Origin of the sequence: Acinetobacter sp. 1294243, from assembly GCF_000588015.1 — a bacterium.
Taxonomy (GTDB): domain Bacteria; phylum Pseudomonadota; class Gammaproteobacteria; order Pseudomonadales; family Moraxellaceae; genus Acinetobacter; species Acinetobacter pittii.
Window position 1 is genome coordinate 1 of the sequence record NZ_JFXG01000037.1, and the last position, 4,498, is coordinate 4,498.

Annotated in this window: 4 protein-coding genes; 2 read left to right on the plus strand and 2 right to left on the minus strand. The window is 38.7% G+C overall.

What is annotated here, in order from left to right; genetic code table 11:
* Positions 1-1,234 (minus strand): ISNCY family transposase (locus J655_RS23860; RefSeq protein ID WP_032053402.1); only part of this gene is annotated, 1,234 nt, incomplete at its 3' end.
* Positions 1,235-1,397: 163 nt separating this feature from the next.
* Positions 1,398-1,910 (minus strand): SMI1/KNR4 family protein, encoded by a 513-nt coding sequence (locus tag J655_RS23865; protein ID WP_001089571.1) that lies wholly within the window; start codon positions 1,908-1,910, stop codon positions 1,398-1,400.
* 678 nt (positions 1,911-2,588) lie between these two features.
* On the opposite strand from J655_RS23865, the gene J655_RS23870 reads away from it, so the two are divergent.
* Together J655_RS23870 and J655_RS23875 are read left to right on the plus strand one after the other, a co-directional pair.
* Positions 2,589-3,107: a tetratricopeptide repeat protein gene (locus J655_RS23870; protein ID WP_000447197.1), complete on the plus strand. Its 519-nt coding sequence runs from the start codon at positions 2,589-2,591 to the stop codon at positions 3,105-3,107.
* A gap of 157 nt (positions 3,108-3,264) precedes the next feature.
* A partial coding sequence (locus J655_RS23875) for an ISNCY family transposase (protein WP_032053402.1) occupies positions 3,265-4,498 on the plus strand: 1,234 nt, incomplete at its 3' end.

Sequence of the window (4,498 nt, forward strand, 5' to 3'; positions counted from 1 at the left end):
TATTGCGTTTATTTTGTTGTTCTAGTTCTTCATGCTGCTGTTGAATATGGGCTAATACAGAACCCAAACGTTTATTTTCAACAATCTCTCGCTGGTTGAGCTGACTTAATTTATCGAAGATGCTGTAATTGATTTTTCTTCCCTGATATTCAATCGCGACTGTACTATTCGGGTATTCCAGAAACTCAAGATACTTGCCAATCAATCTTTGGTTTTCTTCCGTTTTTTCCAAGAGATATACGCACTTATCATAAGTGATCGTCAGGCTATTCGTGACTCTGCGGGGTTCACGCCAGGTAAAAAAATCATCTAATTCTTCGGCTGTTTCAGTGACAGTCCGGTGTAGATCCTTGGGATTAAAGGCCATCTTGGCAAACTTCTGATTGAACTGCTCAATGAAGCAGGGTAGCCAGGCATTGGCTTCGGCAATCGAACTGATGCCTTCCAGACGCATTTCTTTGATCAGACGGTCCTGAAGCGTTCTATTGGCTCGTTCTACACGGCCTTTGGCCTGTGGTGAATTAGCGAAGATAATATCGATATTCAGGGTGCTGAGTACGCGCCCAAACTGGGTAATCTTGGTGTCTTTCTTACTGCTTTGATTCACCCTGAAGACTGAATGTTTATCGCTGTAGAAGGCTAAAGGCTTACCATGCTGCTCAACATACAAACGTGTTGAAATCATATAGTCAAAGGTTGATTCTGACTTACAGAAGCGTAAATGCTGTAATTTGCCTGTGGCATCATCGATAAATACCAGCAGACAGCATTTAGGGGCTCGACCTTCAAACCAGTCATGGTGTGAGCCATCGATTTGGATCAGTTCACCATAACAGTCCCGGTTATAACGAGGCTGATACGGGCGTTTCAGACGCTTGGCACGAGGAGTCCATAAATCGGCTGCAATCATCCAGGAACGCAGTGTTTCCACTGAAATATCAAAGCCATGAACGGTGGTGAGCTTTTCATGCGCTAAAGTGGGTCCGAAACCATGCAGTTGATCAGAAACAATATTGAGGCACTTGAGTCTGAGCTCTTCAGGAAGCCTGGAATTGCTGATTTGACCACGACCGGCATGGGCTAATGCAGCTGGGCCTTGAGCTTTGTATTTTTGCAATAAACGCCTGATCTGACGCTCTGAAATATGAAGTAGCTGAGCAGCTTGGGACTGGGTTATGCGTTGATCACAGATTTCCTGCAAGACCGACAATCGTTTAAGTTCTTTATCCGACATAGACACCAACATATCAAACCGTCCGCTAAGGAAATTGCAAAAGTGCATATTCTAAAAGCGGACATTTTTACTTTGGAGAAACCGGACATTTCTATTTTGGGCTTACATGTTCATTTCGGATAACGCCCATTATGTTAAATGGGGCTAATATCCGACATATACTTTAATGTTCCCAGAATTTATCACCCTGAGATTCATAAAATTTGTTAATGAACTCTTCAAAAGTATTGGCAATAATATACCAATCTTGTCGTTGATCTACAGGTAAGACAACCAAAATAGAGCCGTAATCATCACTATTAGGATCACATCGAACTAACAATAAGTCTGAATCTCCATAAAATTCTCCAATAATTAAGTCACTTTGAAGAGCATCATTCTTTCGATTACTTTTATAAATTTTTGAAGCAAAAGTTACCTCCTCAATAGAATATAATTTTAAGCCCCATTGTCCGTATTCTTGATCTTTAAATAGATCTGCACCATTAGAGACTGTATAAAAATCCTTTAATGCTTTTGGTAAAAGTACTTGGGGTATTTGTGGGTAAATTTTGCTTTTTAGATTCAATGAACAATGTAAAGGAAAGGGACATTCCATACCTCTATGAATAGCTTTCTTAGGCTCAATCTCCCATTCATTATGAATTTTTTCTATAATTTCATGAACACTATTCATTTATTAAACTCTTAAAAATCCTTAACTTTTACTAAAATTAACATAATGGGCATCATCGGAAATACGTTTTATAAAACCACTGTTTTTTCATGTAGTTAAAGGATTTCGACCACCCTAAAAAACAACCAAAAGCCGACTTAGAAACATGTCGGCTTTTTTGATCACAGTTGTCATCTTTCGCCAATAAATTTGGCTTAATTTCAATCAAAGAAGGAGCGCTATGTATAATGCTGCACCTGAAAGAATGATCAAAACAGCTATAAAAAAAAACATCAAATATTTAGCAATTGAGTGTTCTCGATAGGAATAACTAATAGCAATTAAAGTAGCTAAAACAATTAATGTTACTGGCCAATACATCAAGGCTGTAAATAGGATAATTACTGGATAATCTATATGGATCATACATTTTAATATTTAAGGTAGTCTTAACGTTATAGATGATTCCAACGCAATAAAAAAGCCTGACAAGATATTAGATAAAATATTACGAAATATCTTAGTCCTTCTATAGTTTTGTATACGTCCATTATGTTAAATAGACTAAAAATTTACTCTAATTTTAGAGTTTTCTTTTAGGTGTAGCATAAAAAATATACAAACCTAACACTTTAGTTTTAAGGTTAAAAATTGAATAAATTAACAAATATTTTTATGGCTTTAGGAGTTTTTCTTTCAATGGAAACATTTGCAGAACCTGTTTTTTCTAATGATTTATTAAGGAAAGCTGAAAGTGGAGATACTGTTGCCCAGTTAGAATTAGCTGAGATTTATTTATATGGTAATGGTATTGATTCAGATGAAAATCAAGCTGAACTGTGGGCTATTAAATCAGCTGAAAATGGAAATGTAGCAGCAATGTTTTGGTTAGCTGATGGATATGTTACTTATGCTAAATTAATGGAAGAAGATGACAAGAACGATTCGTTAGAACATTTTCAAAAAGCTTTTAAGTGGTTTCAAAAAGCCGCAGAAAATGGTCATTCTGAATCAATGGTTGAGTTAGCTGAACTATATACTCGTGCAGATAGCGGAATAGAAATTAATATTAATAAAGCTTTAGAACTTCGTGAAAAGGCTGCAAAGTTAGGTAGTAAGCAAGCAATGCGAAGTCTTTCCATTATGTATCGTGATGGTATCGGTGTCCCTAAGAATCCTGATTTAGCTCAAAGTTGGTGGGATAATTCTGAAAATTAGATTTTAAGCTTTTCTAAAATTAACATAATACGCCTTATACGAAATGCGTTTGTAAGCCCAAAATAGAAATGTCCGGTTTCTCCAAAGTAAAAATGTCCGCTTTTAGAATATGCACTTTTGCAATTTCCTTAGCGGACGGTTTGATATGTTGGTGTCTATGTCGGATAAAGAACTTAAACGATTGTCGGTCTTGCAGGAAATCTGTGATCAACGCATAACCCAGTCCCAAGCTGCTCAGCTACTTCATATTTCAGAGCGTCAGATCAGGCGTTTATTGCAAAAATACAAAGCTCAAGGCCCAGCTGCATTAGCCCATGCCGGTCGTGGTCAAATCAGCAATTCCAGGCTTCCTGAAGAGCTCAGACTCAAGTGCCTCAATATTGTTTCTGATCAACTGCATGGTTTCGGACCCACTTTAGCGCATGAAAAGCTCACCACCGTTCATGGCTTTGATATTTCAGTGGAAACACTGCGTTCCTGGATGATTGCAGCCGATTTATGGACTCCTCGTGCCAAGCGTCTGAAACGCCCGTATCAGCCTCGTTATAACCGGGACTGTTATGGTGAACTGATCCAAATCGATGGCTCACACCATGACTGGTTTGAAGGTCGAGCCCCTAAATGCTGTCTGCTGGTATTTATCGATGATGCCACAGGCAAATTACAGCATTTACGCTTCTGTAAGTCAGAATCAACCTTTGACTATATGATTTCAACACGTTTGTATGTTGAGCAGCATGGTAAGCCTTTAGCCTTCTACAGCGATAAACATTCAGTCTTCAGGGTGAATCAAAGCAGTAAGAAAGACACCAAGATTACCCAGTTTGGGCGCGTACTCAGCACCCTGAATATCGATATTATCTTCGCTAATTCACCACAGGCCAAAGGCCGTGTAGAACGAGCCAATAGAACGCTTCAGGACCGTCTGATCAAAGAAATGCGTCTGGAAGGCATCAGTTCGATTGCCGAAGCCAATGCCTGGCTACCCTGCTTCATTGAGCAGTTCAATCAGAAGTTTGCCAAGATGGCCTTTAATCCCAAGGATCTACACCGGACTGTCACTGAAACAGCCGAAGAATTAGATGATTTTTTTACCTGGCGTGAACCCCGCAGAGTCACGAATAGCCTGACGATCACTTATGATAAGTGCGTATATCTCTTGGAAAAAACGGAAGAAAACCAAAGATTGATTGGCAAGTATCTTGAGTTTCTGGAATACCCGAATAGTACAGTCGCGATTGAATATCAGGGAAGAAAAATCAATTACAGCATCTTCGATAAATTAAGTCAGCTCAACCAGCGAGAGATTGTTGAAAATAAACGTTTGGGTTCTGTATTAGCCCATATTCAACAGCAGCATGAAGAACTAGAACAACAAAATAAACGCAATA